Origin of the sequence: Psychroflexus montanilacus, assembly GCF_020164535.1 — a bacterium.
In the GTDB taxonomy this organism is placed as follows: Bacteria; Bacteroidota; Bacteroidia; order Flavobacteriales; family Flavobacteriaceae; genus Psychroflexus; species Psychroflexus montanilacus.
This window is the reverse complement of record NZ_JAIQZC010000003.1, coordinates 147,523-173,956: the sequence shown is the minus strand read 5'-3', so window position 1 is coordinate 173,956 and position 26,434 is coordinate 147,523. Positions and strand designations below refer to the sequence as shown.

At 39.5% G+C, this 26,434-nt stretch carries 19 protein-coding genes and 1 tRNA gene; 2 read left to right on the top strand and 18 right to left on the bottom strand.

All coding sequences use genetic code 11. The features are described from left to right. Positions 1–2: 2 nt before the first annotated feature. From LB454_RS09740 to LB454_RS09725, 4 genes are all read right to left on the bottom strand, one after another. Positions 3–461, bottom strand: a complete 459-nt coding sequence (locus LB454_RS09740) for a hemerythrin domain-containing protein (protein ID WP_224464479.1) — start codon at positions 459–461, stop codon at positions 3–5. Position 462: 1 nt separating this feature from the next. Then, positions 463–1,062 carry an N-acetylmuramoyl-L-alanine amidase family protein gene (locus tag LB454_RS09735; RefSeq protein ID WP_224464478.1) on the bottom strand — a complete coding sequence of 200 codons (600 nt, stop codon included), beginning with the start codon at positions 1,060–1,062 and terminating at the stop codon, positions 463–465. A 156-nt stretch (positions 1,063–1,218) separates the two neighbouring features. Then, positions 1,219–1,953, bottom strand: coding sequence for a hypothetical protein (locus tag LB454_RS09730; protein WP_224464477.1), 735 nt, complete (start codon positions 1,951–1,953; stop codon positions 1,219–1,221). Positions 1,954–2,396: 443 nt separating this feature from the next. Beyond that, a tRNA-Leu gene (locus LB454_RS09725) sits at positions 2,397–2,478 on the bottom strand. A gap of 145 nt (positions 2,479–2,623) precedes the next feature. Here LB454_RS09725 and LB454_RS09720 point away from each other — a divergent pair. Continuing rightward, a complete protein-coding gene (locus LB454_RS09720; protein ID WP_224464476.1) occupies positions 2,624–4,018 on the top strand; it encodes a dipeptidase in 1,395 nt (464 codons plus the stop codon). A 461-nt stretch (positions 4,019–4,479) separates the two neighbouring features. Here the strand turns inward: LB454_RS09720 and LB454_RS09715 are convergent, their stop codons facing one another. The 9 genes from LB454_RS09715 to LB454_RS09675 form a co-directional block, all read right to left on the bottom strand. Then, a complete protein-coding gene (locus tag LB454_RS09715) occupies positions 4,480–7,830 on the bottom strand; it encodes a GEVED domain-containing protein (RefSeq protein WP_224464475.1) in 3,351 nt (1,116 codons plus the stop codon). 576 nt (positions 7,831–8,406) lie between these two features. After that, positions 8,407–9,432 (bottom strand): uroporphyrinogen decarboxylase, encoded by a 1,026-nt coding sequence (gene hemE, locus LB454_RS09710; RefSeq protein ID WP_224464474.1) that lies wholly within the window; start codon positions 9,430–9,432, stop codon positions 8,407–8,409. A gap of 51 nt (positions 9,433–9,483) precedes the next feature. Further along, on the bottom strand, positions 9,484–10,470 hold the full coding sequence (hemB, locus tag LB454_RS09705; protein ID WP_224464473.1) for a porphobilinogen synthase: 987 nt from the start codon (positions 10,468–10,470) through the stop codon (positions 9,484–9,486). 1 nt (position 10,471) lies between these two features. Then, positions 10,472–11,248 (bottom strand): enoyl-CoA hydratase/isomerase family protein, encoded by a 777-nt coding sequence (locus tag LB454_RS09700; protein WP_224464472.1) that lies wholly within the window; start codon positions 11,246–11,248, stop codon positions 10,472–10,474. Then, positions 11,238–12,704 carry a sensor histidine kinase gene (locus tag LB454_RS09695; protein WP_224464471.1) on the bottom strand — a complete coding sequence of 489 codons (1,467 nt, stop codon included), beginning with the start codon at positions 12,702–12,704 and terminating at the stop codon, positions 11,238–11,240. Before LB454_RS09695 ends, LB454_RS09700 begins: the two co-directional genes overlap by 11 nt. Next, complete coding sequence (locus tag LB454_RS09690; RefSeq protein WP_224464470.1) at positions 12,704–13,249, bottom strand: CopD family protein; 546 nt, start codon at positions 13,247–13,249, stop codon at positions 12,704–12,706. The genes LB454_RS09695 and LB454_RS09690 overlap by 1 nt, the downstream gene beginning before the upstream one ends. Positions 13,250–13,688: 439 nt before the next feature. After that, complete coding sequence (locus tag LB454_RS09685; RefSeq protein WP_224464469.1) at positions 13,689–15,059, bottom strand: MATE family efflux transporter; 1,371 nt, start codon at positions 15,057–15,059, stop codon at positions 13,689–13,691. Continuing rightward, positions 15,060–16,097, bottom strand: a complete 1,038-nt coding sequence (gene hemH / locus LB454_RS09680) for a ferrochelatase (protein ID WP_224464468.1) — start codon at positions 16,095–16,097, stop codon at positions 15,060–15,062. It lies immediately after the preceding gene. 134 nt (positions 16,098–16,231) lie between these two features. Beyond that, positions 16,232–16,711 (bottom strand): TlpA family protein disulfide reductase, encoded by a 480-nt coding sequence (locus LB454_RS09675; RefSeq protein ID WP_224464467.1) that lies wholly within the window; start codon positions 16,709–16,711, stop codon positions 16,232–16,234. A gap of 169 nt (positions 16,712–16,880) precedes the next feature. Here LB454_RS09675 and LB454_RS09670 point away from each other — a divergent pair, with 169 nt between their 5' ends. After that, entirely contained in the window at positions 16,881–19,337 is a 2,457-nt protein-coding gene (locus tag LB454_RS09670; RefSeq protein WP_407692590.1) for a ligase-associated DNA damage response DEXH box helicase, read from the top strand. 320 nt (positions 19,338–19,657) lie between these two features. Here LB454_RS09670 and pncA read toward each other — a convergent pair whose 3' ends face one another. From pncA to LB454_RS09645, 5 genes are all read right to left on the bottom strand, one after another. Then, positions 19,658–20,248, bottom strand: coding sequence for a bifunctional nicotinamidase/pyrazinamidase (pncA, locus tag LB454_RS09665; RefSeq protein ID WP_224464465.1), 591 nt, complete (start codon positions 20,246–20,248; stop codon positions 19,658–19,660). Next, entirely contained in the window at positions 20,245–21,657 is a 1,413-nt protein-coding gene (locus tag LB454_RS09660; RefSeq protein ID WP_224464464.1) for a nicotinate phosphoribosyltransferase, read from the bottom strand. Before LB454_RS09660 ends, pncA begins: the two co-directional genes overlap by 4 nt. Positions 21,658–21,886: 229 nt before the next feature. Beyond that, entirely contained in the window at positions 21,887–24,271 is a 2,385-nt protein-coding gene (locus tag LB454_RS09655) for a tetratricopeptide repeat protein (RefSeq protein WP_224464463.1), read from the bottom strand. A gap of 61 nt (positions 24,272–24,332) precedes the next feature. Next, complete coding sequence (locus LB454_RS09650) at positions 24,333–25,085, bottom strand: glycosyltransferase family 2 protein (RefSeq protein WP_224464462.1); 753 nt, start codon at positions 25,083–25,085, stop codon at positions 24,333–24,335. Beyond that, positions 25,085–26,434: an undecaprenyl-phosphate glucose phosphotransferase gene (locus tag LB454_RS09645; RefSeq protein WP_224464461.1), complete on the bottom strand. Its 1,350-nt coding sequence runs from the start codon at positions 26,432–26,434 to the stop codon at positions 25,085–25,087. The genes LB454_RS09650 and LB454_RS09645 overlap by 1 nt, the downstream gene beginning before the upstream one ends.

The following is a 26,434-nucleotide window of genomic DNA, read 5'->3' as shown; positions in this document are numbered from 1 at the left end:
GTTTACTGCCAAAATACATCCTGAAGATGTTCCTGAAATTTTTGTTCCTGAAGATGATTCCTTAAGTAATATATATCCTCATCTGTAAGTTTGTCTTGAATCTCCTCAAATAAAACCCGCTCCTCAAACCTCACGTGAGATACGATAACTTTTTCGAAGGCCTTTAAGTCAATACGAGAAGCCTTCAATTCCTTGAATGCAGCTTTTACTTCCTGATGATTAACTTTTAGGCGACGAATTAATTCAGAATTAGGTCCTGTTATTTTAGCAAGATGAAATTCTTCATTTTCAAAATGAGGTTGAAGATAATTAACAAAAAACCAGGAGCAGTAGTCATATATTCTTTGGGCTTCAATATGTTTTCTTAGGCCTTGTCGAATTTTGAAACCTAACAGAAGGATTTGATGATGCTCTCTGCTTAAAGGCTGAAGTCCGGGATGTCTTTTTAACGGACGACTCAAATTACAGATCTAAGGAAGAGGCAATTTGCATGGCCAGGAATTTTTGACCAAATTCTGAATTGAGGTATTTCATGTCTTCGGCATTGGATAAAAACCCAAGCTCTACAGTGACTGCAGGGCAGTTGAGGTTCTTTAAAAGAAAAAAGTTGGCTGACTGTAAAGTTGAAGTTTTGAAATCCTTACGTTTAAAAGACTCCAAAATTTTGGTGCCGAAGTAAGAGGATTTGGCTGTAAATTCATTATCAGCAACAAACACTTCTACGCCATTTCTATCCCGATCTTTGGAATAATTGGCATGAAGAGAAATAACTAAGTCTGGTGAAAGCGCCTCAATTTCGGAGATTCTGTCCTTTAAAGAGATAAACTCGTCATCTGGTCTTAGAAGAACGATCTCAACATTTTTATCACTGCAAAGTTCTTTTAGATGAGAAGAAACATCGGCAACAATTTGCTTTTCCAGGATAGAATTACTTTTTGCACCTGTGTCTATACCTCCATGACCCGCATCGATAACGACTTTAATTTTGTTGGGGTGCGTTGGATCTGCTGAAGCAAAATTAACCCCAACACATAAAACGAATAGAAAGCAAAATAATCTCATAACACAAACTAATTTGGATGTTCAATGTAAAATAATTTTCTTGAAAAATTAAGGTTTCCTTATGAAAAAAATATTATTTAACATGGCGGCTAAGTTTTAAGGTCTTAAACAAAATGACACAAGCCTTTGATTTTCAAATTAGTTGAGTTTCAAAAATTAATCAACTCCTGGCTCAATTGAACTTAGACGTTTTTTATACTCCTTACTATAATGGTAAAGTTTATCAATCAAATCAAGTTTATTTGAGTTCTTTAAATAGGAATACTCCAGTTCCTGTGAGGCCAGAAATTCATAAAACAACTCATGATTTTCTGAAGGAATACCTAATTCCTGACTTAGAAATTCTTCATCAAAGAAGTCGTCTCTAAGAAATAGGACTTCAAAATCTTCAAAACCTATAACTTCAGGATCAGTTGGCTCTGTTGCTTTATCCTTTTTGAACAGGTCTATAACCGACTGAATAATATTGCCGATGTTTCCTTTGGAAGTTCTGTAATAATTTGGGTGTTTCTTTATGTCTTTTTGGATCTGACCCGCCAATTCGCTATCTAAATCATTTATGTCTGTGTTTCTCGCCCGATAACCCGTGATTCTTACTTCATCCAGGGTTGAAAACTTCAGTTCTACCACCATTTTCTTCTCGAGATCTTGTTTTTTGACAATAAACTCATATAGATCGTAAGCAACTGAAGAAAAGTGAACCGTATCGCCCACAGCGGCTTCCACTCTAAAGTACCCGTTAGGATTTGACACCTCAATAAAATCCTGACTTATGTTATGGATTCTCACTCCAGAAACTCTACCTTCAGCATCATATACATAGCCTTCAATCTCTTGAGCATAAGAACATATAGAGCTAAGAACAAGAAGTAGGAGCAGTTTTTTAATCAAAATTTTAATACCGAATTAGGTGGAGCAAGATAAAATATCCTTTTGAATTTGAATGCCTGCATTTTAGATCTTAAAACTTATATTAAGATTAAACATTAAATTTATTTAAGCATTATAACCCATTAAGCGTCTGGACAAAATGGCGATATAGATATTTGATGTTTTGAAGCAGCTTTAAAAGTACGGGCGGATCCTGAAGCTTTTAGCTGAATTCCCAATATTTTTCCATAAAAAAGCTTCTCAAAAGAGAAGCTTTTAAAGTACGGATACTTCGACAAAAGCTCAGTATAAACTACGAGACTCTTCTTAAATAAAAAACCCTGCAATCTAATGATTGCAGGGTTTTTGAAGTACGGGCGGAGTTCCGATAGCAATCGGAATGAACCCTCAATACCTTAATATTTTTTCATAAAAAAAGCTTCTCAAAAGAGAAGCTTTTAAAGTACGGGCGGAGAGACTCGAACTCTCACACCTTGCGGCACTAGATCCTAAGTCTAGCGTGTCTACCAATTCCACCACGCCCGCATTATGTAATCTAACGTGCTACTCCCGAAGCTTCGGGACCACCACGCCCGCATTAATTTTGCGATTGCAAATATAGAGAATAAATGGAACTTTCAAATTAAGTTTCAAGAAAATATTTTATATTGTAAAAACTCAAAAAAACACTATGAATACCAGACCTTATATCGATAAACATAAACAACGCTTTATTGACGAACTTATAGAATTACTCAAAATTCCATCGGTTAGCGCAGATCCGCATTTCAAAAAGGAAGTTTTGATGACCGCTGGTGCGGTAAAAATTAACTTGGAAGCGGCTGGTTGCGATAAGGTAGAGATTTGCGAAACCTCGGGATTTCCCATTGTATATGCCGAGAAAATTATAGACAAAGCCTTACCTACTGTTTTGGTCTACGGCCACTACGATGTACAACCGCCGGATCCTATTGACCTTTGGAATAGTCCGCCATTTGAGCCTGTAATTCAAGATACCGAGATTCACCCCGATGGTGCCATTTTCGCCCGTGGTGCCTGCGATGATAAAGGGCAGATGTACATGCACGTAAAGGCGATGGAAGTCATGATGCAAACCGATGGACTGCCTTGCAATATTAAATTCATGATTGAAGGAGAGGAAGAAGTAGGCAGTGTAAGCCTGGAAGCTTTTCTCGACCAAAATCAGGAGAAACTTTCTAACGACGTGATCCTGATTTCGGATACGGGTATGATCAGCAAAGACGTGCCTTCCATCACCACTGGACTTCGAGGACTAAGCTACGTAGAGGTAGAAGTGGAAAGCCCTAACCGTGATCTGCACTCTGGTCTATACGGTGGCGCTGTCGCCAATCCCATCAACATTTTATCCAAAATGATCGCTTCTCTTCACGATGAGAATAACCACATCACCATTCCCGGGTTTTACGATAAGGTCGAAGACTTGAGTGATGAAGAACGAGCAAAAATGGCCGAAGCACCGTTTGACCTGGAAGACTACAAAAAACACATTGGCATCAACGATGTGCACGGTGAGAAAGGCTATACCACCAATGAGCGTAATTCCATACGACCAACTTTGGATGTGAACGGCATCTGGGGTGGCTACATTGGCGAAGGCGCCAAAACCGTCATTCCCAGCAAAGCTTTTGCCAAAATTTCCATGCGCTTAGTCCCTAACCAGGACTGGAGAGAAATCACAGAATTGTTCAAAACGCACTTTGAAAACATCGCTCCCGGTAGCGTGAAGGTAAAAGTCAAACCTCATCACGGCGGCCAGGGCTATGTGACTCCAATCGATGGCATCGAGTACCAAGCGGCAGACCTTGCCTTTAAGGAAGCCTTTGGTAAGTCAGCTGTCCCACAGCGCAGTGGTGGCAGCATTCCTATTGTCTCCATGTTTGAGAAATATCTGGGCAGCAAAACAGTGCTCATGGGCTTTGGGCTCAACTCGGATGCCATCCACTCCCCCAACGAGCATTTTGGGATCTGGAATTACCTCAAAGGCATAGAGACCATTCCTTATTTTTACAAGCATTTTACAGAATTGTACAAGAAAAACAAATAATAAACTATGGGCGTTACCTCTCCCCAGTGCCTTGGGGAGAGGTCGGGCTATACGTTTCAAGTCATTTCAGTACAACCCAAAAAAACTATCAGCCTGGCAAGAGCTTCCGTTGGTTGCTTCGCCAGGCTTTAGTTTTAAAATGGGTTTTTACTTCATGAGCTTTCCACTGCTATCCCTAACGCAAGCCATCCCGAAACAAATCAACCTTTAAGGTTTTGAAAATCTGACAGGCTTGGCATCACCAAAGTAATATAATTGCACATTTTAATCTCAAGCCGACTTCAGTAAGAACTTTAAAACCCACACGCCACATGATTTCAAAATAAAGTGCAAAGCTTAATGTCTCAAAACATCAAAATTTGCAGTGGTAAAATCAAAATAAACCTTCATCAGCCTAATTCAAAAAACATAAAAAAACCACTCCAATGGAGTGGTTTCACAATAAAATGAGAATCTAGGAATTAGTCTTTAACCAATTTTCTGGTAAAGGTCTTTTGGCCATCATCCAGTTTGATGAGGTAAACCCCACTGGATAAATTATCTAAAGGTATACTTTGGTTAAGCACTTTCCCCTGGCTCAATTGTCTGCCGGAAATATCGTAAAGCGTATAGCTCAATGATGTTTTGGAAGACACTTTTAAGTTAACAACTTCGCCTTTCACAGGGTTAGGATACAATTCCATATTGAAAAGGTCTTCTTCAGCTTGACCAAGCGTTTCTGCATCGTTCAAAGTGGTGTAATTGCTGGTGGCCTGACCTACATTTACGGTATAATCTTCTACCTCGCCGTAAGCAAAGGTTTCACAGGCTGTCTGTGCCGCATTGTACTTCATAGACACACGCATACGGGTTGGGCCGGGTGTTGCTGTAGTGGGAACGTTGAAGCTGGCACTCAATATCGCAGCACTTGCAGAAGAACCGCTCACGACCAGTTCGTTACTTTCAAACACACCATTCTGGTTGTAATCGATCCAAATCCTCCAAAACTCAGTGTACGACTGTCCAGAAAATCCAGCACTGATCTGTAGTGTATTGCTTCCATAAGGCAAGTTGGCCACCAGATTGGTGTTGTCTTTATAGCCAGAATCATCACCACTTGTATTGGACAAGTTATTTAAACCTACAAAATCAATCCATTCAAATGAGGAGTTATTGCCTTTGGAATCACAATATGCGATATTGGAGGTTGTCGTCACACTCAAAGAAACACTGTCTGAAGTGTTCCCTGCCTCATCTTTGGCTCTCACGGCAAAGTTATAGGTCGTTCCAGCAGATAAGCCGTTGATTTGAACACTCGTATTGGCTGTTGTGCCAATAAGAGATCCTCCTTGTAAAACTTCATAAACATCAACTCCAACATTATCGGTTGAGGCATTCCAGGACAAACTTACTGATGTCTCCGTGACATCTGACGCTGTAAAGGCGGTTGGCTGGCTTGGGGGTTGTGTATCTGCTGCAGTAGCACCAAGGTTAATCGTATAGTCCTCTACTTCGCCGTAGGCAAAGGTTTCGCAGGAGCCAGGTATGGCGTTGTACTTCATAGACACTCGCAAACGCGTGGTTCCTTCAACACCTGCAGGGACAGTAAAGCTTCCTGTTGTAGAACTGGTATTGGTGGCTGCTCTGCTAAAGACCAGCTCTCCCGCATCACTGAAATCTCCATCCTTGTTGTAATCAATCCAGATGGCATAACCTTCGTTATATACCGTTCCTGTCCAGGTAGGTGTTATTGTGAAATTATAGGTCTCACCGCTAGACAAATCGGTAGAAACATTTGTAAAATCTGAATAGCCATTCCCTCCACCGGAAGTATTATCGATGGTGTTTAATTGAAATCTTCCGATAAATTCATCTGCGACACTGTTTCCTTTGGAATCACAATAAGCTAACTGTTGTTCTGTCGTTGTAAAATTCACAGACGATGAATAAGTTGAATTATCTGTTCCGCATTTGCTTCTTACCTGTGCTTCATACGTAGTTTCTGTTGCTAAATTCTCAAGTGATGCTGTGGTAGTTTCAGAAGAAACTGCTGTCCAGTTTGTAGTTCCAGAAACTCTGTATCTTACATCATAAGAGGCAGATTCTACTGCATCCCAGTTTAAAATCGCAGAGGTTGCCCCCACACCAGAAGCTGCAAGTCCCGTTGGTGTTTCCGCATTACAGGCTACTGGCTCTGAGGTGAGTCCTGTGACAACCAAACTGTAATTCTGGCTTCCACCGCTTAAAGATCCTTTGTGACTTACCGTCACTGTATAAGTTCCAGAAGCGTTTTGAACATCTACGCGTTCAAAAGGATCTCGTGTATTATCGCCTTTACCATTAGTGTTAACTCCTGTAAGTCTCCATGGGGTAAATGTGGTTGCATTTTTAGAGACACGAATGTCCAGATCATTGATTAATCTGGCTTGATTAGAATTGGTCTGGGTTGTAGTAGTCCCGGCAGGATCTGTCCAGGAAATTGAAGCCAAAAGATCATTGACACCGTCACTTTCTACTTCTACAGAATAGGTATCCCCGGGCATTAAGGTTAATTCGCTGATAAGAGCGCCCTGTCCGTTGTTAGAAATCGCTTCTGCTGCACGTTTCGTGTTCATCAACCCCCATCCAAAAATCGCATCTGGTCCTGTTTGACCGGCATCATCTGCGGTATGAAGGGCAATTCCTTTTAAAGTTGAAGCTCTTAAATAACTACCATTCATGTCGTTGGCGTGTTGCTGAAGTAAAAGTAAAGATCCTGCAACATTTGGCGAGGCCATGGAAGTTCCGGATATGCTGTTGTATGCCGTATTGCTATTGTCGTAGGTAGAGTAAACCCCCTGACCATTACCCGTAATATCAGGCTTAATTCTAAAATCATCGGTTGGTCCCTGACTACTAAAAGAACTGATATTAACAGAAACTAAATTCCCATTGTTATCCACATTAGCATCCTGAGCACTAGCCACCACCATAGTGTTTTTAGCTACAGAATGTCCAGTAAGTTTATCATATTGTGGATTGGCTGGGCTTAGCGGTGAAGCATTTACGTTGGCTGTACCATCATTTCCTGCGGCAACCACCATCAAGTAGTAAGGGGCGTTGTATTGTAGATTGTCCCAGTCTCTGGAATCATTGATATAAGCTCCAAAATAATAATCTGGAACAAACTGAGAATTGAAACCGTAAGAATGGTTCGAAACCAGCATCCCATTAGCTGCAGCTGAAGTTGCTTCGGTAAGGTCATCGTTCCACTTGTAAGTTCTTGCTCTGGCTTGTGGCGCCATCCCTTTGGCGTTGGGTACCACACCAGAAGCTACGATTGTACCTGTGACGTGAGCCGCATGAAAGTTGAGCTGAACACCGCCTTCTGCGGCAGCATCCTGTATAGTAACCCGGTTGTTTGTATATTCCTGATGGGTCACTCTTGGGTGACCGCCATCCCACACGTAGGAAATCATATTTTGTCCGTCTAAGCTTAGTCCTAAGGACCCTCCAGAGTTCACGTGATTGGTTCTGGTAGATCTCGCCGCAGCAACGTTGTAAGTGGTGTAATAAATAAGACTTCCATCTTCTTCTATGCGCTGTAGTTCGGCATAACTTCCATCCTTCATTTTCAATTCTTTCTCAAGAGAATTGGATTTTGCATACTGATTGATTCTTAATTTCTGTTCTTCTGATTTAGCTTTGAATTCGCTTTCCAGGTTAGATAAGACATTCATATCATATCTGGATGTGATTTCTTCTTGCTGTTGCTCAGTTTGAGCTAATCCTAAAAAAGAAAAACCAACTAAAGTAGCGAGAGTCGAAACTCGAGTAAATAATTTTTGATTCATTTGTTTGTGATTAAATTAATGGTAATGTCCTCATTTGAGAGGTTCAGATTGGTCGGAAAGAATGTTACCGTCAGCGGAAACCATGTGAAAATATGTTCCTGGAATGAAGATCATGATATTGGAAGAGTAAGTGTATTAAACTATTCAAAATTGCGCTTATTTTACATTAATTGTAAAAGACGCATTTTTTCTTAAACTTTTGTTACGGTTCGACCGTACAATTGCTACGGGAAAACCGTAAATTTTAAGTTTTTATTAATAAATTGATGACTAAAAATGAAAAATATTACGCTTAACACCAGAATTTAAAGGACATTAAAGCAAAATCAAAGAGAATCAGATAAAAGAAATGAAGATGATATTTCTTAATTTTTTAAGAGTATAGAAGAAACTCTAACGCCGACTTCAGTAAGTTCGTGAAGCCCAGGACGTCACTTTAATATAGCTTGAGGATCAAGCTGAATGTCGAAACAGCCAAAAGCCAGCAGTTGCAAAATCAGAAAAAAGGGAAAGTATTAAGAAAATAGGCCTGTGAGGTTTTGTAAACCTCACAGGCCTTAAAGTGTATAGAAGTTGTTACGCCTTATATTCTTTCACCGCCTCTACAAAAGCTTTGGCATTTTCTACTGGAATATTAGGCAAGATGCCGTGGCCCAGATTTACTATATAGCGATCTTTGCCAAATTCATCGATCATCTGATGCACCATCCTTTTGATGTCTTTAGGCGGTGAGAATAAGCGTGACGGATCAAAGTTGCCTTGTAAGGTAATGTTTCCGCCCGTAAGGTATCTTGCGTTTCTGGGAGAGCAAGTCCAGTCTACCCCAAGTGCTGTAGCACCAGACTTAGCCATCACGTCGAGTGCAAACCAGCAGCCTTTGCCAAAGGCAATGACTGGGATATCTTCCTTCAACGCATCGATGATCTGCTGAATGTAAGGCCAGGAAAATTCCTGATAATCCACTGGAGACAACATACCTCCCCATGAGTCAAACACCTGAACTGCATCCACACCCGCTTCTACTTTTCCTTTGAGATAAGCGATGGTTGTGTCGGTGATTTTCTGCAGTAATTCATGCGCCATTTCAGGCTCGGTAAAGCAAAATTCTTTAGCCTTGTCGAAGTTTTTGGAACCTTGACCTTGTACGCAGTAACAGAAAATTGTCCATGGAGAACCCGCAAAACCAATCAGTGGCACTTCATCGTTGAGTTCCTGCTTGGTCATTTTGATCGCCTCATACACATAGCCAAGTTCTTCGTAAACGTCTGGAACAATTACCTGGTCCAGGGTTTTTCGGTCTCGGATAGGCTTGGGCAACCAAGGGCCAACGCCTGGCCGCATCTCCACTTCTATGTTCATAGCTTGCGGAACCACCAGAATATCACTAAACAGAATCGCTGCATCCGTGCCTACCTGATGAATGGGCATCACAGTGATTTCAGTGGCCAATTCTGGCGTACGGCAACGGGTAAAGAAATCGTATTTTTCTTTAAGCTTCATAAAGTCGGGAAGGTAACGTCCTGCTTGTCGCATCATCCACACTGGAGGACGTTCAACGGTTTCTCCTTTTAAAGCTTTTAAAAATAAATCGTTTTTTATCATTGAATTTGAATTGAAATCCTATTTGAATTTAAAGCGGCAAAAATAAAGCACTTAGAGCAATTTCACCGCATCCTTAGCAAAGTAACTAGCGATCATACTAGCTCCTGCTCTTTTGATGGCTGTTAACTGTTCCAGCATCACGGCATCGTGGTCTAGCCATCCTTTTTCTGAGGCGGCTTTGATCATCGCATACTCTCCACTCACCTGATAAACTGCCACAGGTACTTCCACTTCGTTGGCAATATCTCTTACGATATCAAGGTAACACAAACCTGGCTTCACCATCACGATGTCCGCACCTTCGTCGATATCACTAAAAGTTTCTTTCAGCGCCTCACTTCTATTGGCTGGATCCATCTGATAGGTTTTTTTGTCTTTTGGAATGTCTTTGACGTCGACTGGCGCCGAGTCCAGTGCATCTCTAAAGGGTCCGTAAAACGCTGAGGCAAATTTGGCTGAATAACTCATGATTCCCACATCGGTAAAATGGGCATCTTCTAAAACGCTACGTATTTCCAAAATTCTGCCATCCATCATATCGCTGGGCGCTACAAAATCTGCTCCAGCCTGAGCGTGGCTCAAGGCCATCTGAGCAAGGAAAGAGTTGGTCCTGTCATTAACGATTTTACCTTGATCTACAATCCCGTCATGACCATAGATAGAGTAAGGATCCAGGGCCACATCGGTCATCACCAGCATTTCTGGCGCAGCGTCTTTTACGGTTTTGATGGCTCTTTGCATCAACCCGTTGGGATTAACGGCTTCTTCACCCCGATTGTCTTTTAGTTTTCCATCGACTTTCACAAAGAGCAAAACTGACTTTAAACCCATCTGCCAAAGCTCCTTGACTTCTTTGGAAAGCAGATCTAAACTGAACCTAAAATAATTAGGCATGGAAGCGATCTCGTCTTTTACCCCTTTACCTTCCACCACAAAAAGCGGCACTATAAAATCAGTTGGACTTAAGTGAGTTTCTCTGATTAAAGAGCGAATCGACTCGTTTTGCCTTAAACGGCGGTGTCTTTGCAGTGGAAACATATTATTTAAAATTTGCTTTTTGTTTGTTTAGAAAGGCTTGTGTGCCTTCTTTAAAATCATCGGTTCCAAAAGATTTTCCGAAATTTTCAATTTCGGTTTCAAATCCGTTGACGCCGTCTTTATAATTATCATTGACCGCTTCAATCGCCACCGAGATGGCCTGCATGGAATTGTTTAAAATTTTCCCTGCAAGTTTTTCAGCAAGAGGAATTAACTCCTCAATGTTAGTCACATGATTCACAAGACCATAATTTTTGGCCGTTTCTGCATCAATCATCCCCGCCGTCATGATCATCTCCATAGCTCTGCCTTTCCCAACCAGTTGTGGCAAACGTTGCGTACCTCCATACCCTGGAATCACTCCCAAAGAGGTCTCTGGCAGACCTAATTTAGCGTTATCACTCGCAATTCTGAAATGCGCCGACATGGCAAGTTCTAAACCTCCACCAAGAGCGAAGCCATTGACAGCAGCAATGACAGGTTTTGGAAAGTTGGCGATATAATCAAAGACAAGTTCCTGACCTTTCGCTGCCAAATCTTTACCTTGTTCAACGGAATAATCAGCAAATTCTGAAATATCTGCTCCCGCCACAAAGGCTTTTTCTCCAGTCCCTGTTAGAATGATAACTGCTGCTTCATTATCATCGCGAAGCGCTTTGAAAGCCTCATGAAGTTCTTCAATAGTGGCTCTATTGAGCGCATTCAACTTTTTGGGTCTATCGATATAAACAGTCGCTATGCGATCTTGGATATTTACTTGTAAATTTTCAAATGTCATGAGTATCAGTTTTTGGAAATTTTAGGGTAAAGATAGTGCCTTGATCAGGTTTTGAGGTCAGTTTTATATCTCCTTTATAAGTTTCAACAATATTTTTTACCATTCCTAAGCCAAGTCCCATACCACTGGATTTGGTGGTAAACCTTGGTTCAAAAATACGCTCCTGCATGTCTTCAGCAATACCAACACCGTTATCTTCTACTGTGATAATGGCATTGTGATCATCAGTGTGGATATTGACTGCAATAATTGGGTTTTCTAAGTGTTCAGTGGCCTGAATGGCATTTTTAACCAAATTGGTAATGATCCGAATCAATTGACTTCTATCAAATTTAATCTTGATCTTTTCTTTTTCTGAAGAAAATTGAATTTTATTATCGTTAAAAATATCAAGTGCTAGTCTTATGATTTCGACAGCATTTAAACTTTCGTTTTGTTGCGCAGGCATTTTTGCAAAATCTGAAAAAGCTCCTGCGATTGCACTTAAATTATCGATTTGTTGGATGATGGTTTTCGAAAACTCTTTTACCCTTTTTTCGATGTCAGGATGATTTGGGTCAAAATTACGTTCAAAACTCTGCATACTCAAACGCATTGGAGTAAGTGGGTTTTTGATTTCGTGCGCGACTTGTCGTGCCATTTGCCGCCAGGCTTCTTCCCGTTCAGTTTTAGCGAGTTTTAAAGCGCTTTCTTCCAGTTCATCAATCATTCCATTGTAGGCCTTTACTAAAGGTTTGATTTCGTAGCTGATCTCTTCGTACGAAATTTTAGGATTGCTCTGATCTAATCGGGTTGTAATGATTTTCTTGCTGATAGACTGGAGTGAACTTGTAATGTATTTGGATAAGAAATAAGCCAGTACTATTGCAGAAATAAGCATAAATAAATACACTTGAGATAACAGAATCAGGAAATCTTTCAGTTCTCTTTGCAAGAATCCGTCGTCTTCAATATAAGGCAGATTCAAAATCCCGATAGGCTTAAAGTAATTGTCTAAAATATAGGTGTAAGACGATTGATAGTTTTGGTCATTGATTTTAAAATTCTCCACATATTTCTTAGTAGCCGAGTTTTGAAGCGCTTCCACTTTTTGAGGGTTCATTTGGGTTTCGACAGAATCCATGTAAAAAGTCGCCTTCGAGGATTTGAGCAGGCGTCCTTTAAGATCGTAAATATTAATTTCTGTATTGTGAATATCCTGTATTTCGTATATTTTTTCTTTAAAAATAAGAGATAAGCTTTCTGTGTCTACCGGATAAGTTGTGGTCCTCAACACGTAATTGATATTGGCCCGAATGGCGTTTTCTTTTCGATTGAGTTTTTCTCTGTGCAGCTCTTTTGCTTCTTCTTTGAATTGGTAAATGGTCACTCCTGCAATCAATATAGAGGCCCCCACCACCAAAGCTATCATGGAGATAAAAATACGGGTCCGTAAAGAGCGCCTGTAATCAAACATTATGAAGAAGTTTTGCGGTTTCTAAGGCGTTTGTACAACTTGATGCCTAGCATTAATACTACACCAAGCCCAATAAGGCCTACTAGCCCCCAAATCCAGTTGATAGCACTTTTTAAAATTACCAAAAAAACAATAGCAAATAAAATGAGCGTGGCACCTTCGTTCCAAAGACGCATCCCGTTGGAAGTCCAACGGATGTCATCGGTTTGGAATTGCTTAAAGATAAAATGGTTTTTAATGTGGTAGGCGAAAAGCAAAGCGACAAAAGCTAGTTTGACATGCATCCAGCTTTGCTCTAACCAACCCGGAACCAAAATCAGAAGCCAAATCGCAAAAATCGTAGCCAGAATGGCTGACGGCCAAGTGATGATGTACCACAAGCGTTTGGCCATGATTTTTAGCTGTTCGCTTAAAATGTCCGCTTCAGGTTGAGATTTTTGACGAGCTTCGATATGGTAAATAAAAAGCCTTGGAATATAAAATAGTCCTGCAAACCAGGTAATCACAAAAATAAGATGAAGCGATTTGATGTAATTATAGTCCACAGTTGAAAACGATTCTAATTGTTAACTCAAAGATAAGCATTACAGAGAGATTTATGGATAGTTCACTGGCTCACTCGCTCTGGAAAATCAATTGAGACTTTCAGGAAAAAGAACAAAGAGAAAAGAAAATGGAACATAGATTCTTCATTTCCTCAAAAACTCACCAACTCAAGGACTCCAATACTAAATATTCAACACCGAAGACAGAATTTCAAAATTCAAATTTTTATTTAGGGAAGCTCATTTCTACTAACACCTAAAACCTACTCCCTAAATTCTTTTTTTACTCAAAAACTCACCAACTCAAGGACTCCAATACTGAATATTCAACACCGAAGACAAAATTTCAAAATTCAAATCTTTTATTTCAAATCTATTATTTAGGGAAACTCATTTTCCTATTACCTACCTCTTACAGCATAACCCCGAGAAAACCTCATCAGGTTGCTTCTACTTGCGCTTCATCTTTTACAATAAGGGTCGATTTTACCTCTCGCCTAAGAAAATAGCCTGTGATAATGGTAGATAATAAATCAGCTAACGGAAAGGAGATCCAGACCCCGAGTTCGCCGTAATAATTGGGCAAAATCAAAATCAGAGGAATAAAAACAAATCCCTGTCTGGAAAGGGTTAGTAATAAAGCAGGAACCGCTTTGCCTATGGCCTGAAAATAAGCTGAGCCGATGAGTTGCAAAGCAATAATAGGAACCGCAGCAAATACCCATCGCATAGCACCAGGCGTATCTTCCATCACTTGTTTATCGTCTGTAAACACTGAGACAATAGTTTCAGGGAAAATCATAATGAGCGAAAATACGATTAAGGCTACTCCTGAGGCATAGCCTATGGCTTTGTTGATACTCTCTCTGACTCTACCGTATTGCTCGGCACCGTAATTATAGCCAGCAATGGGCAAGAATCCTTGAGTTACCCCCAACACAGGAAATAAAGCAAACATCAACATCCGGGAAATAATGGCATAGGTCGCCACCGATGATTCTCCACCAAGGTCAAATAAAATATTATTGAGAAGTAAATAGGTTACACTTACCACAGCTTGTCTGGACAGGGTTACAAAACCAAGCGCACTGATTTCTTTTAAAATCTTGAAATCAATTCCGAAATCCGACCAGCGTATTTTTAATTCTGAATGTTTTGAGAGGAAAAACCATAGGATGTAGCCCATACACAAGATGTAGGAACCCGTTGTAGCCCAGGCTGCTCCGAGCATACCATAATCCATCACATTGATGAAAACGTAGTCCATAATCAAATTCCCAACCGAAGGAATAATCATAGCCACCATAGCAAATTTAGGCTTGCCTTCTGCTCGAATCACTGTATTTCCCATCATGGCCAATGCCAAAACAGGAACACCGTAAAGGACAACACGGTAGTAAATTTTGGCTGGATCAAATATTTCACCTTTTCCCCCAAAAGCTGGAATAAGCTCGTTGATAAAGGTGAGACCAATCACGACCATACTGATAGTAACAATTAACGTGATGGTGATTTGATTTCCAAAGGTCTTAAGGGCTTTATGATCATTATTTGCCCCTAAAGCCCTTGAAATAATTGAAGACCCGCCTATGCCAATAGCCATTCCTAAAGCTGCAATAAAGAAAGAAACTGGCAACACCACATTAATCGCAGCAATCCCAATAGATCCTATCCAGTTACCTACAAAAATAGTGTCCACCAAAATATTGATGGACATGACTAAAATTCCTATAGAAGCAGGCACAGCCTGCTTAATCAGTAGCTTACCAATGGGTTTATTTCCTAGTTCCTCTGAATTGACTTTGGACATTTACGATACCTTAGCTTTTCCATTTTGATGCGCCCACTCATCTATCCAGCGACTCATGGTTTTAATCCAGTCTTCTCTATCGTTTAAACACGGAATAAACATAAAATCATCTCCACCAGATTCCTCAAAAATTTCCCTGGCTTCCATATTAATTTCCTCTAAAGTCTCAAGGCAATCTGAAACAAAAGCAGGCGAAACCACTGCCAATTTCTTGGTGCCTTCCAGACCTAATTTCTCAACTGTCCTGTCTGTGTAGGGCTTCAACCAGGGGTCAAATCCTAAACGCGATTGAAACGATGTACTATAAGTTCCTTCCTTAAGACCTAAAGTTTTGGCAACACCTCGCGTTGTTTCAAAACACTGGTGCCTGTAACAAAACTGATGCGCCTTGGAAGGGGTTTGACAACACGAGCCATCAATTTTACAATGTGAGTTTGTAATATCACTTTTTCTAATGTGACGTTCGGGAACGCCATGGTAGCTAAACAACAAGTGATCGTAATCGAATTCATCTAATTTTTCTCCGATGCTTCTCGATAGAACCGTCACATAATCAGGGTGATTGTAAAACGGTGGTAAGGTGGTAAAGGACATTTCTGGAAAATGTTCACGTCTCAATTCCTCTGCCAAGACTAAAATAGTTTCAGTTGTTGCCATAGCAAATTGAGGGTAAAGTGGTACCAGCAAAACTTCATCTACTCCCTGGTCATGCAGTTCCTGCAAACCAGACTTTATAGTGGGTTGACCGTAACGCATCGCCAAAGAAATAGGCACGCTGGTTTGTTCATCAATTCCGGCCTGAAGGCGCTCCGACAATACTATAAGTGGCGAACCCTCCTTCCACCATATTTTGGAATAGGCTTCGGCAGATTTTTTGGGCCTGGTGTTCAACACAATGCCTTTCACTAGAATGGTCCTGAAAAATTTTGGTAAATCTATGACACGTTCATCCATCAAAAATTCCCCCAGATACGTTTTCACGTCCTTGGGGTCTGTAGATTTTGGCGAACCTAAGTTAACTAATAATACTCCTTTCATAACAATTTGTAATAAGCTTCAAAATTAAAGCACTCTATTTTAACAAAAGCCAATTTTGATAGAATGTTATGATAGGTCTAGTGAAAAGGATTATTAAAAACCCATTCTCCTGGAAGATGTTCGGTTGATTTACTCTACTCCAACTCCTTTAAGAATAAAAGAACTTCTGAAGCTCCTTCAAAAACTTTTACCAAATTATTGTCCTGGTCATATAAATATGAGGTAGGGAAGGACGCTACATCAAAGGTTTCAGCAAATTTGAAATCGATATCTCTCAGAATATGAATATTATCAAAATTCTGAATTTTTGACGCATAAGTATTAAAAAACTTGGTGGTTTCGCCTTCAGTATTGGAAGACACCGGATAGATTTGTACATCTGCAGTTTTAATCTGATCTGCTTTAAGGTTCAAGAATTTAAAAGCGTCCTGACAATGACCACAAGTTGGACTGAAATAAATAAAGTAGGTGTAGGACTCCTTCTGAACTTGCTCTTTGCTGAATTTATCCCCATCTAAAGTCAAAACATCAAAATCTGGTAAGCTTTTGGGATAATCCTGTCCAAAACTGGTCTGTATCGTAATAAAGGCTAAAAAAAGAAAACAATATTTCATATGAGTTAAGCTAGAAATTGGGTGTAAAGTTAATTTAATTTCTAAAACCATTTTCAACTGAAATTTACTTTTAAAAGATATCCAGTTAAACCCTATTTATGGTTAAAAATTTCTTTTGATAAAGACACAGACATAGAGTTGATGGCGAAATATACTTATGTTTGTAAGTATGCCGAAGTCCCCAGATATTTCTTTTTTCACCAATTGGTTTGCTTCCAAAAACTGGACACCTTTTGAGTTTCAAACGGAAACCTGGCAGGCCTACGCTGAAGGCAAAAATGGCTTACTGAATGCGCCGACAGGTAGCGGGAAAACATACGCCCTTTGGGTGCCTATCTTTCTTGACATCTTAAAATTAAAGGCTGAACAAAAGCGAAAAACCTCTAGCCTGAAGGCGGTTTGGATCACACCACTTCGCGCGCTTTCTATTGAAATACAACAAGCCGCACAACAGCTTATCGATGATCTGGACTTAGACATGACTATTGGTATCCGAACCGGCGATACTCCCCAAAAGGAACGCGCCAGGCAAAAACGAAAAATGCCAGATCTTTTGGTCACCACTCCTGAAAGTCTTCAGCTTTTGCTAGCCTCCAAAGACTATCCTAAAACCTTTAAAGACTGTCAGGCTATTGTGGTAGATGAATGGCATGAATTGCTTGGCACCAAGCGTGGTGTACAAATGGAATTGGCTTTATCCCGATTTAAAACCATCAATCCCAACTTAAGAATTTGGGGGATTTCTGCCACGATCGGTAATTTGGAACAGGCCCGAGAGGTGCTTCTTGGAGTTGATCCTAACATATTAGCTAATTCTACTTTGATCAAAGCAGATCTTGAGAAAAACATACACGTCCAGAGCATTATCCCGGAAACTATGGAAAAGTTCCCCTGGCGAGGACATCTGGGACTGCACTTGCTGGAAGAAGTCATTCCCATCATCAAAGCTTCAAAAACGACTTTATTGTTTACCAATACAAGGTCTCAGTGTGAAATTTGGTTTCAAAAGATTTTAGAAAAGCATCCCGAATTTGCCGGAGAACTGGCCATGCATCACGGGAGCATCAACAAAGAAACCCGGCTGTGGGTAGAAAGCGCCATCCGAAATGAAAGCTTAAAAGCCGTAGTATGCACCTCAAGCTTAGATTTGGGCGTTGACTTTGCGCCGGTAGAAACCATCATACAAATTGGCGGACCAAAGGGCGTTGCTCGCTTTTTACAGCGGGCGGGAAGAAGTGGTCACCAGCCCGGAAAAACTAGTGTGATTTACTTTTTGCCCACCCATGCTATCGAATTGATTGAAGCTTCCGCTTTGCAAAAAGCTGTGGAAAGCAAAACCGTAGAAGACCGCCTGCCTTACCTCAACAGTTTTGATGTGCTGGTGCAATACTTAACCACTTTGGCTGTGTCTGACGGATTTTATCCTGAAGACATTTTTCCTGAAATTCAATCCACCTTTTGTTTCCAAACACTTACGGAAGAGCAGTGGAGCTGGGCTTTGAACTTTATCACCAAAGGTGGCGAAGCGCTAAAGACTTATGATGAATACCGTAAAGTCGAAATTGAAGAAGATGGTTTGTTTAAAGTCAACCGTAAAGGCATTGCCATGCGGCATCGTTTGCAAATTGGCACCATAGTAAGTGATGCTGTCCTCACTGTGAAATATATGACGGGTGGATTCATCGGATCGATTGAGGAATGGTTTATTTCCAAATTGAAACCAGGCGATGTGTTTACGTTTGCAGGTCGGAATTTAGAATTGGTCCGCATCAAGCAAATGCAGGTCTTGGTGAGAAAATCGAAGTCCAAAACTTCTAAAGTTCCCAGCTGGATGGGCGGCCGACTGACCTTAACCTCTCAAATGAGTGAATTGCTGCGGGAGGAACTCTACAACCAGGACGCAGAAGATAAAAGTCCGGAATTAAAAGCGCTTGAACCCATTTTCGAACGCCAAAAGCTGGAATCTATCGTACCCAGACCTCATCAGTTTTTGATTGAAACCTTTAAAACCCGGGATGGCTATCACCATATTTTTTACCCATTTGAAGGTCGGTTTGTGCACGAGGCTATGGGAAGTTTACTAGCCTACCGCATCAGTTTGTTATCACCGATTTCCTTTTCGCTCGCCTTTAATGATTATGGTTTTGAATTGTTATCCGACCAACCCGTCGATATGCAGGCTGTCCTGGATAATGATTTGTTTACAGCAGATTATCTTCTAGATGACTTATCCAAAAGTTTAAATGCTACGGAAATGGCCAGGCGGAAATTTAGGGATATCGCCGTGATCGCTGGCTTAGTCTTTACCGGTTACCCTAATAAATTAATCAAAAACAAGCATCTGCAATCCAGTTCACAGTTGATTTTTGACGTCTTTAAGGATTTTGACCCAGATAATCCTTTGTACCAACAGGCCTTTACCGAAACTTTTGAACATTCTTTGGAACAAGGCCGATTGCAAAAAGCCCTGGAACGCATTGCCACTCAGGAGATCGTCTGGAAAGCTTGCGAGAAACCAACCCCATTTTCTTTTCCCATCATCACCGACCGGTTGCGAGAAAAACTGTCGTCTGAAAAGCTAAGCGATCGCATCAAAAAAATGATCAAGAAGCTGCAGAAGTCGTGAGTCGTGAGTCGTGAGTCGAAAATAAAAATTTGAACTGAGAAGAAGAAAGAGAAAAGAAAATAGAACAAAGACTGGTCAACTATAAAAATTCTAAACACCAATTCCTAACCCTAAAACCTCAACTTCACGCCGGCTTCAGTTGAAACTTTTCACTCAGGACGCTGGTGGAGATGAACGCGAAGTTGTAAGCTGGATGTCGCTAAACGTTTAAGTTAGCAGTGGTAAATTCAATAAAAAACAGTCTTTTAATCTATTTTTAAACTGAATGTTGCTTTTTCATGCAAAGACCACAAAAATAAACGCGAAGATCGCTTAGAAATTTAAACAAACTCTACGCCTTCAGCTTTGAGTTCTACTTTCTGTTGGTTAAACTTGTCTTGGTCTAAAGCCTTGGTTGCATTTTCAATCAATCTGACCTGAAAGCCTTCTTTTAGGGCGTCTTTCACGGTAAAGTAAACGCAAATGTCGCCTGCCAGTCCACAAATATCGATGGTTTCGCAGCCTTTCTCTTTGAGGTAGCCTGCCAAGCCTGTGGATTTTTTATGGTGATTGTCGTAAAAGGCACTGTAACTATCGATCTTCGGGTCGGTACCTTTTCTGAAAATAGCTTCGATGCAATTGGTGTTCATTTTGGGGTGAAAGTCAGTTCCCTTGCTACCCTGAACGCAGTGATCTGGCCATAAGGTTTGATTGTAACCGTCGATATCTTTGTCTTGGAAAGGCTTGTAATTTTCATGATTGGAAGCAAAACTCATGTGGTGTTGTGGATGCCAGTCTTGAGTAGCTAAAACCATATCGTATTGGGGCTGAATCAAATTGATGTGAGAAACAATTTGATCGCCATGAGCAACTTCCAGGTTACCGCCTGGCATAAAATCTAGTTGAGCGTCTACTATCAATAGGGTCTTCATGCGTTTTTATTTTTATAATGGGTTCTCAATTGTTCTCTGGCTTCCAGAAGCTGGTCTGAAATCCCGATTTTATAGAGGTGAGGATTCTCAAAACGTTGAAATTCTTCAGAAAACTCTGCCAGGCGTTTCCTGGAGTAAGTTTTGATATCAGCAAGTGATTTTGGAGGCTGCAAACGTTTGCCGTTTTCCATGACGGGTTGAAGCAAAGCTTCTGCGGTGCAATTTTGAAAGGATAGTGATTTTGAGACATCAAACGGATGATTCATGTGTGTGACTTCGGTTTCCTCCCGAAGGGTGACCGCATCTGCTCCGGCCAACTCTCCTTTATGATTTCGAATTCTGTAGACTTGTTTCCTGTGCGGTAAGGTGAGTTTAGCTAGATTTTCTGACAACTTGATTCTAGGTTTACCGCCAGCAAAAGCGAGTTTATAAACCCCGTCTAAAGCGGCGTCTGGGCTTCCTATGACCAGATTGGTCCCCACGCCAAAAACATCAATTGGTCCTTGTTGTTCCTTCAAACTACGGATAACGTACTCGTCTAGCTGGTTGGAAGCGGCAATCTTTACATCGGTTAAGCCTGCTTCATCCAAGGCTTTTCGACATTTTTTGGCCAGGTAAGACAAATCCCCGCTATCTAAACGAATGCCCTTAAGCTGTTCTCCTCTGGATTTCATTTCCTTCCCCACCGTGATCGCATTGGGCAAGCCGCTTTTGAGCGTGTCGTAGGTATCGATGAGTAAGATGGTATTATCAGGATGACTTTTGGCAAAATCGCGGAAGGCAGTAAGCTCGTCGTCGTAACTTTGAATGAAAGAATGAGCCATAGTTCCTGAAATAGGAATATTAAAATCTTTGCCAGCCACCACGTTGCTCGTGGCTTCAAAACCACCAATAAAAGCTGCTCTGGAAGCATGATAAGCCCCAGTGCTTTGGGCACGACGCATGCCAAAATCGATCAAGAGTTGATCTCCAGCCGATTTCCTGATTCGGCTGGCCTTCGTGGCAATAAGCGTTTGAAAATTTAGGATGTTGAGTAAAATGGTTTCCACCAGCTGGGCTTCTACCATGTTAGCTTCCACCTGCAATACTGGACGTGATGGAAACACCATATCGCCCTCAGCTGAGCTAAAGATGCTTCCTTTAAACCTAAAGTTTTCAAGGTAGCCTATGAATTTGGCGTCTAGACCTTGCTCTTTTAGAAAGGCTAAGTCTTCTTTTGAAAACTTGAAATCTTCCAAGATTTCAAGTAAAGTGTCTAAACCAGCGAAAATGGCATAACCTCCTTTGTAAGGTAGTTTTCTAAAGAAATAATCAAACACGGCAGTATCATTGTGTTTTCCTTGCTGAAAATACACCTGAGCCATGTTGATTTGATATAAATCGGTATAAGTTGCCGTGAAGTTATGCATGAAGTTCATTGTTTATCCAAAAATAAGGAATGTGCCTCGCTGAAATCTCAACTGGGCTATAAAATATTCCTAAAAGCTTTATGGGTTAGTTTATGAGTGATTAGTGGGTAGAGGGTAGTATAATATGAAATCTTTCAACTGGTCAACTGGTCAAGAATTAAATTATCTAAAATGAAAGGACAAATTCGATATCACAAATTGGAGGTTTAAAATCAAAAATCAGATGAAATTATCGCTTAACTGGAACTTCAAAGCATATGCGTGTTCCCTTATGTTCTTCTGAAAAATCTACCCAAATGTGACCGTCGTTCTCTTCTACAAAAGTTCTACAAAGAACCGTCCCAATACCTTTGCCTTCCTCTTTGTGAGTTCCCACTGAAGAGACGATTGATGAATTGTGAAACAGGCGCCTTGCTATATGAGGGGACATCCCTACTCCTGTATCCTGAACACATACAAGATAAAAGTCGGTTTGTCTTGTTGCTGAAATAGATATTTCATCGCCTGTGTTACAAAATTTAATAGCATTGGAAACCAAATTGCGAATAACTAATTTTAAAGCGTTGGCATCCATAAAGATTTTGAAATCTTCTGAAACTTTATTTTTGAAATTAATACCCTTTTCTCTAAGTGGCGTGTAAAAAAATTCGTGAATATTCTCAACTTCATGATGAAGGGAAAGGTCTGTTTTTTCAACTTGAGATTCATTCAAAGATTCACTCGCCCACGTTAGCAGATTGTCTATGAGCAGTCGTGTGGAACTCAAATTGTTATTAATTTCTGGAATCCATTCCTTAAACTCCTCTTCAGTAATTTGCTTGGACATATACATATCAAAAATCTGACTCAGGCTATTTACCGGGCTTCTTAAATCATGTGATATAATTGAAAACAATTTATTTTTCTGGAGATTGGACTCATTGAGCTTAATATTTTTCAATTCAATCTCTTTATTCTTTTGGTTGAGAAGGCGATTGGCTTTTGTTTTGTTTTTTTTAATCCTCAATAACAGAACAACCACTATAATAAGCGCAGCAGATGCCGAAGCCAGAGCTGTGATGTAATTCTCTTTTTGATTTACTTTTACCTTGTTCTCTAAAATCTGGTTTTGTTTCTCTAGTTCAAGTTGATCCTTAAGGTTTTTGAATTCCAGCTCAGCTTCTAGTTTACCGAGGGCTTTGCTTTTCTCTTGATCGAACAAGCTATCTTTAAGAGTGGTGTAAATTTCAAGAAACTCCAGTGATTTTGGTATATTCCCTATTGTTTTATGAATATTATACAATAGTTCTGCTGCAGAGGATTCTTCAGGTAAGACTTCTATTTCTTTTGATATTGAGTAAGCTTTTTCTGCAAAATAGAAGGCAGAATCCAATTTCTTTTCTTTCAAGTAAATCTCACCTAAACCTTTATAAATGGATAAGCTTGTGTACTGATCTCCCATTTCTTCAGCAGAGAGTTTTGCTTGTTTGTAATAGCTTTTTGCCTCGGTTAAATGATTAAGCTTGAAATGGTTGTAGGCAATATTAGATAGTGTATTTGCTATATAGCTTTTATTACCTTGATCTTTATATATAGTTAGAGAAGAATCCAGTGACTGTAAAGCAGTTTCATATTTTTCTTGATTGGTTTGAATAATTGCCAAATTGGATAACAAGCTTGCGTAGGTAGTTTTATCAATATTTTTAATGAGTTTTATGGCTTTTTTATACAACTTTGCAGCCTCATCGTCGTCATTGATATCTAGATAAATATTGGCTAGGTTATTTAAAATAATTGCTTGTAATCTAGGATTATTCATCTGTTCTGCGGTGGCAAGAGCATTTTCGAAATAGGTAACGGCTTCTAGATAATTCCCAAGTTTTCTGGATATATTTGCGAGATTATTATACATCCCCACTATGCTTCTTGTATTTCCTAACTCTTCAAAAAGCTTTATACTTTTTTCAAGTTTGGATATTGCTAGGTGGAAATCTCCTTTTTTGTCTGCAATCAGGCCTTCGCCAGTTAAAATGCTCGCTTCAGAATTTTTATTTTTCAGCTCTTTATTCAATTGCCTGGCTTCTTCAAAAGACTCTAGTGCAAGGTTTAATTCTCCCATATTCTGGTAAACGTTGCCTTTATTAATGAGATTATCGACCACACCTTCCTGGTTATCGACTTTTTTGTGATAATTGATGGATAAAGAAAATTTTTCTAGGGCTGTATTACTATCACCTTGATTTTTAAGGAGAACACCAAAACTCTGATAAGCTTTTGCAAGCTGCAAATCATCTTCTATTTGTTTAAAAAGTTTGATTGCTTCTTCAATTTTTTTGACGCTTTTTGTCTGATTTCCAGCGTAGAAGTAATAAATGGATTGGTGTTTTAAAGCCACACCTTTCCCTTTGTCGTAATTTAGCTTTGAAGATAGGTTGATTGCTTTTTGTGAATAAGGCAAAATGCTATCATAACTTATGTCGATATACTGAAAGGCAATTTCATTATAGATGTTAACTTTCAAAGTGTCCATCTTTGCTTTAGACAATTCGGTTTTAAGACTATCAATCTTAGGGTTATTTCCATAAGAAATTAGGCCTGTGAGAACACATAACAATGTAAGGCTGATTATTTTCATTGATCAGTTTGGTGACCTGCAATATAGCCTATATCAAAAAATTAAGAAAGACTTAAGAAAATTATTTCTTGTATTTTTTGTACCCTAAATAAGTCCACATCACCAGAAAATAAAAGGATTTTAAAGTCGATAACTTTTCTACTTCTTTGTAGAACTGCCATTGATACTTTATAAGGCTAAATTTATTCCTTGAAAGCGAATTCTCTCTTATTCTATAAATGGCATGCGGCTTTTTTATTCCATAAGCATATTTGGTCTCTTTTAAATATTTTAACCAGAGGCCCATGTCCTGCCGTTTACGGATAAGAGGCATGGTTTTTTTACCGAGTATCGAAGTATCTACAATAGCAGTAAGACAACTTATAGAGTTTGATTTCAAGATGTCTGTGTAAGAAACTTTGTCTGGAACTTCAAAATCTGAATAAATAAATTCCAGATTTTCATTAGATCGTTTGTAAGAAGCGAATACAAAGTCATATCCGTTGACATTCATAAAGTTCAATGAATCCTCTAGATGAAAGTCAAACCATATGTCGTCTGCATCCAAAAAAGCCAAATAGCGCCCCTTGGCTAAAGTAATGGCCGTATTCCTGGCCACCGCCGGACCAGAATTTTCTGTTAGCTTCACATATTTAACCCTACTATCCTCTTTAGACAGGTTTTGGATTATTTCTGAAGATTTATCTGAAGAACAATCATCTACAAGAATGTGTTCCCAATTGATGTAGGTTTGATCTCTTACTGATGCTATTGTTTGCTCAATAAACTTTTCGGCGTTATAAACCGGAGTTATTATAGACACTAAATCGGACATCAATATGCTTTTTTATCTCCCCTTATTGCATTTACGACAGTAAGGAACACAATTTTTGCATCTAAGAGTAAAGACCAGTTTTCTAAATAAAAAATATCATACTTCACTCTATTAATAATATCCTGATCGGTTTCCACTTCTCCTCTGTATCCACTAACTTGTGCTAATCCTGTAATACCAGGCTTGATAAAATGGCGTACCATAAATTTATCTACATTTTCTGCATACATGTGAGTATGACTTACCATGTGAGGTCTTGGTCCCACAACACTCATATCCCCAAGCAGAACGTTATAAAACTGAGGGAGCTCATCTAAGCTTGTTTTCCTCAATAAGCGACCTATTTTGGTAATGCGTTTATCATTTTTACTCACCTGATGAAGGTCTGCTTCAGGGTTGGGTTTCATTGAACGAAACTTATAGCAGTAAAACTCGTTGTAATCCAATCCGTTTCGTTTTTGTTTAAAAAACACAGCACCTTTACTTTCGATTTTAATACAGATTGCCAGTAGTGGTGTAAGCCATGATAAAATAAAAACGAGTACAAATAAGCTTATTAAAATATCAAATGCTCGTTTGAAAAATTTATTTAATGGATCATCAAAAGGTATTTTTCTCAAGGAAAGTATAGGTAAAAAGCCATAATATTCATAGTTCAGCTTTCTGGAATACACATCTTTATTGTCGGGCAAAAACTTAAGTACTTTCAAATTATTGTCAGCAAAACTTATAATAGAATTAAGATGATCATTGTCAATCTCCGACATGGAACAATAGATTTCATCCACTTTATTCGAATTGATGTAGTCAAATACAGAGTCAAGGTCAGCGCTTCCATTATTTAGGTCGAATACTTTAAGACACTTGTATCCATATTCTGGAGTGCTTTCAAAAAATTGATAAAGTTGCCTTGTTTTTGTTGAATCTCCAATAATGATAGTTATTCTATAATTACCTCCAAGATCTTTTCTGTAACGTTTTAACAGATAGTAAACTGATAGTTTAATAAAAAAGATAAGTCCAAAAGATTTTCCCAGGTATAAAAATATTCTCGATGAAGCTCTCCCGTATTCGTAGTAATATCCAAAAAAAGCGAAAACTATTAATGTGAAAATAATAGCTTGTAAAATTGTTAAGGATATAATTTTAGTGATTTTAGTATACCTGTATATCTCATAAAACCCAGATTTTAGTGACAACAAAATCCAGGTTATAATGATGTAACTTATGAAGGTGAAAATGAGTAAAGGATCAAAACTAAATTGAAAAGCAAAAAAGATAAGAATTGCAAGGTCAACTACATACGATGCAGGTCTTATATAGCTTGAATATCTCCCCGTATTTGCCAT